General features: G+C 44.2%; 3 protein-coding genes. All 3 read left to right on the plus strand.

Going from position 1 to position 3611, the window contains the following annotated elements; all coding sequences use genetic code 11:
- The first annotated feature begins 72 nt into the window (after positions 1–72).
- The 3 genes from Q4A89_RS11655 (at position 73) to Q4A89_RS11665 (ending at position 3594) form a co-directional block, all read left to right on the plus strand.
- Positions 73–1593 carry a polysaccharide deacetylase family protein gene (locus tag Q4A89_RS11655; RefSeq protein WP_303185681.1) on the plus strand — a complete coding sequence of 507 codons (1521 nt, stop codon included), beginning with the start codon at positions 73–75 and terminating at the stop codon, positions 1591–1593.
- 202 nt (positions 1594–1795) lie between these two features.
- Positions 1796–2377, plus strand: coding sequence for a hypothetical protein (locus Q4A89_RS11660; RefSeq protein WP_303185682.1), 582 nt, complete (start codon positions 1796–1798; stop codon positions 2375–2377).
- 81 nt (positions 2378–2458) lie between these two features.
- Positions 2459–3594, plus strand: a protein-coding gene (locus Q4A89_RS11665) for an IS630 family transposase (RefSeq protein WP_303185683.1) whose coding sequence is annotated in 2 segments (ribosomal slippage) — positions 2459–2873 and positions 2873–3594 — 1137 coding nt in all. Because the reading frame shifts where the segments join, the coding sequence is not laid out codon by codon here.
- Positions 3595–3611 lie beyond the last annotated feature (17 nt).

The raw sequence follows: 3611 nt of genomic DNA on the forward strand, positions 1-3611 counted from the left end.
CCTTGTGTTTTTATCTGGCCGGTGTAAAAACTCGAGGATTTTATCTAAATTTGCCTCAAAAAAAATGGAAGTATGAAGAAAAACAAAATCTTACTGATGGGAGCCTTAGCCTCCCTGTTCCTGATGGGATGCGGCTCCAGACAAGCGAAAGAGGCTGCCGCCGACAACAACGCAACGACAGACACCACGGAAATTACCCAACTGTCGGAACTGACCGAAGAACTTACCCTGAACGACTCCGACGAGGACATTCAGGTCTTTACGATGAAAATCGGCAACGACCCCAACAAGAGTCACCTCACCACGTCCTTCCCGGTTACGCGATATGATTTTGTCAATGAACACGAACGCGATTTCTCGCAACAGTTTATCGACGAATTCAAGAGCGAAGCGGCTAAGTTTGACGATAACGCCACGTCGGCAGCGGACTTCAACCAGCATTTCGAAGTCAAGTACCGTTCGGAAGAGTTGATGGTCTTCCTGTATGCCCGCAGCAAATCCTTGGGTAACAACTACGACGATACCTTTGTTGCTTCGATGTTCGATCTGAAAAACGGCAAACACATATCCACCGCCGAGCTTTTTAAAGACCAGGCAGCCTTCGAAGCATTTGCCTCGGATATGCGCGAGTTAGCGGCAAAAGCCGTTCGTGAGAAGCTCAACGAAAGCAAGAACTTCGCCAATCAGCAGGAGCGTGAAACCGTATGGATGGAGATGCTCCCGGACATTGATGAAGGTACGGCCGCCAATGAGCAGAATTACGATGCTCTCTTTTTCGATGAGAACAGGGAATGGTACGTTATTTTCGACAAATATCAGATTGCCAGCGGTGCGATGGGTTCGTTTACCATAAAGATACCGCAGTCGGTCATCGACAAATATGTAAACAAGAAATTTTCATCCCTCTTTACGAAATCGAAACAAACGGAGGAGGCATCCGTTGCTCCCGCCATCCCTCCCCGCCCACAACCGACAGCCGAGGCAAAGGATTCAAAAGACCCTAAGGCTCCCTGTGTAGCTCTTACCTTCGACGACGGACCTTCGGTATATACCGCCCGCCTGCTCGATATCCTCAAGGAAGAGAACGTAAAAGCCACATTCTTCGTTATCGGCAAGTCGGCCGCCGTGCAGAAACAGACCCTGCGACGCATGGCCGAAGAGGGACACAACATCGGCAACCATTCCTACGACCATAAGAATTTTGCCAAAATATCGCTCGACGAAGCCCGCCGCCAGATAACGCTTACGGACGAGATTACCCGGGAAACGACAGGCAGCAATCCGGCCTATTTCCGTTTCCCTTACGGCGCTTATACGAACGATAAGCTGACGCTCGTTAACCGACCGATAATCGGCTGGAACATTGACCCGCTCGATTGGAAATACCGCGATGCCGAAAGGGTGGCGGCCGAAATGTCGAAAGCATCGGCCCATGCCATCATCCTGGCACACGACATCCATAAAACGACCGTCGATGCCATCCCCCAAGTCATCCGCAACCTCAAAGCCAAAGGCTACCGCATCGTAACGCTCGACGAACTATTTGCCGGCAAACCCGTCGAAAACAATAAAGTGTACAACAGCGGGAAGTAAGTATTGCGGATAAGTGTAAACAAAAAACACACAAACACTAAAACACTAAAAAAAGCAAGCAGCTTAAAAAGCCTCTGCCCAAATGGAATGAAATTTTGGCAGAGGCTTTTTCAGTTTGCCTCAAAAACGTTGGAAGTTGGGAAGCAGCCCCCGAGTTTAAAGTGTAGACACAGAAAGAAAAAAATGTAGTGATTAAAGAAAAATGAAGGTCCTTTTTTTAGCATTGTCAATTATTACACTAAATCATGTGTGTGGACAAAGTCAGATAAATGACTATGCCGATTTCTTAAAAGAGCAAAAAAGTCCAAAAGAATATATTTTTCAACTTTGGGAAAAAGCAGACATCATTGTGTTGGGAGAAAGAGATCACCGTGATACCACCCAATACAAGTTAATTTTAGACATTCTTTCTGACAAACGATTTATAGAGAATGTTGGTAATCTGTATTTAGAAGTAGGTGTTGTAAATGCTACTGAAAAAGCGAACAGCCTGATAAAAAGCGATTATAATAAAAAGATTTTTGACAAAGAATTCGTGGAGCTGCAAATGATAGAAGTGTGGTCTCCTTCTTATTGGGATAAATATAACCGTTATCAATTGCTCTATGGATTACTTAAAATAAACAAGGATCTACCAAAAGAAGAAAAGATTAACATCGGGCTAATTGATATAGAGTTCAGTTGGTACAACGATATTACACCTGAAAAATATTTGGAATTTAAGACAGTTGAAATAAATAAAGAGTTCAATGCACGAGAAAAGATTATGGCAGATAATTTTTAAACTTTTTATTCTAAACAGCAGCCTGGTGTTTTGTAAATTTTAACATGACATATATTATTTGTATCTTTGTCACAAAAAGTCATGATACGATACACTATTAAATTAAGCAAGCAAGAAGTGGAAGAATTAGAAGCGATAGTCAACAAAGGCACTCACAAGTCCCAAACCTATCGTGCCGCCTATATCTTGCTCAATACCGATGAAGGCAATTATTCCCGGAAGGTGACAAACGAGCGTATATGTGAGGTTTTACGCATAGGCATGCGCACCATCGACCGGGTGAAGAAACGATTTGTGGAAGAGGGTTTTGAAGCCACATTGGAGCGTCGCCCAACCCAACGCGTATACGAAAGGAAAGTCGATGGCGATGTGGAAGCCAAATTGGTGGCTTTATGTTGCAGCGCTCCCCCCGAAGGGTATGCGAGATGGTCTTTGCGCTTGCTGGCAGGCAAGATGGTTGAATTGGAGTATATTGACAAGATTTCCCATGTGACGGTAGGGAACGTTTTAAAAAAAATGAACTTAAGCCCTGGAAAGTAAAGGGGGGGGTTATTCCAAGAGCCCACGGCGGGGAATTTGTAGCCCATATGGAGAACGTCCTGGACGTATATAAGCGCCCCTATACCCCTGCCAATCCGGTAGTCTGCATGGATGAGTCGCCTAAGCAGTTGATTGAGATGCGTGATTCAATCCCTGTAAAACCCGGGCGAGAGGCGCGGATTGATTACGAATATATCAGGCATGGCGTAGTCAATATATTCATGGCAAACGAGCCGCTGAAAGGGAAAAGGATGGTGGAAGTAACCACTACAAAGACAAAGGTAGACTGGGCTCATTTTATCAAAAAGATATCCGATGAAATGTTCCCACAGGCAGACAGGATAACATTAGTTATGGATAATTTTAAGACACATACTCCGGGAGCGCTATATGAAGCATTTGAACCGGAGGGGGCCAAAAGGATATGGGACAGGTTTGATTTCGTATTTACCCCAAAGCATGGGAGTTGGCTCAATATGGCCGAAATAGAGTTGCACGTTTTAAACAGGCAATGCTTGAACAGGCATATTTCAACCATGGAAGAAATAAAAAAAGAAGCTGCGCTCTGGCAGGAACATCGGAACAACAAAAATTCAACCATTAACTGGCAGTTCACAAACAAAGATGCAAGAATCAAACTCATTGCTGTCCCATTAAAATCTAAAATAGTTCTTTGAAATATTTGAAATTTAGT

Source organism: Tannerella sp. (genome assembly GCF_030528505.1).
GTDB lineage: Bacteria > Bacteroidota > Bacteroidia > Bacteroidales > Tannerellaceae > Tannerella.

Bases quoted from the DNA above. Each gene is read 5' to 3' on its own strand.
- Q4A89_RS11660 (WP_303185682.1), top strand. From the start codon at position 1,796: ATGAAGGTCCTTTTTTTAGCATTGTCAATTATTACACTAAATCATGTG.
- Q4A89_RS11655 (WP_303185681.1), top strand. From the start codon at position 73: ATGAAGAAAAACAAAATCTTACTGATGGGAGCCTTAGCCTCCCTGTTC.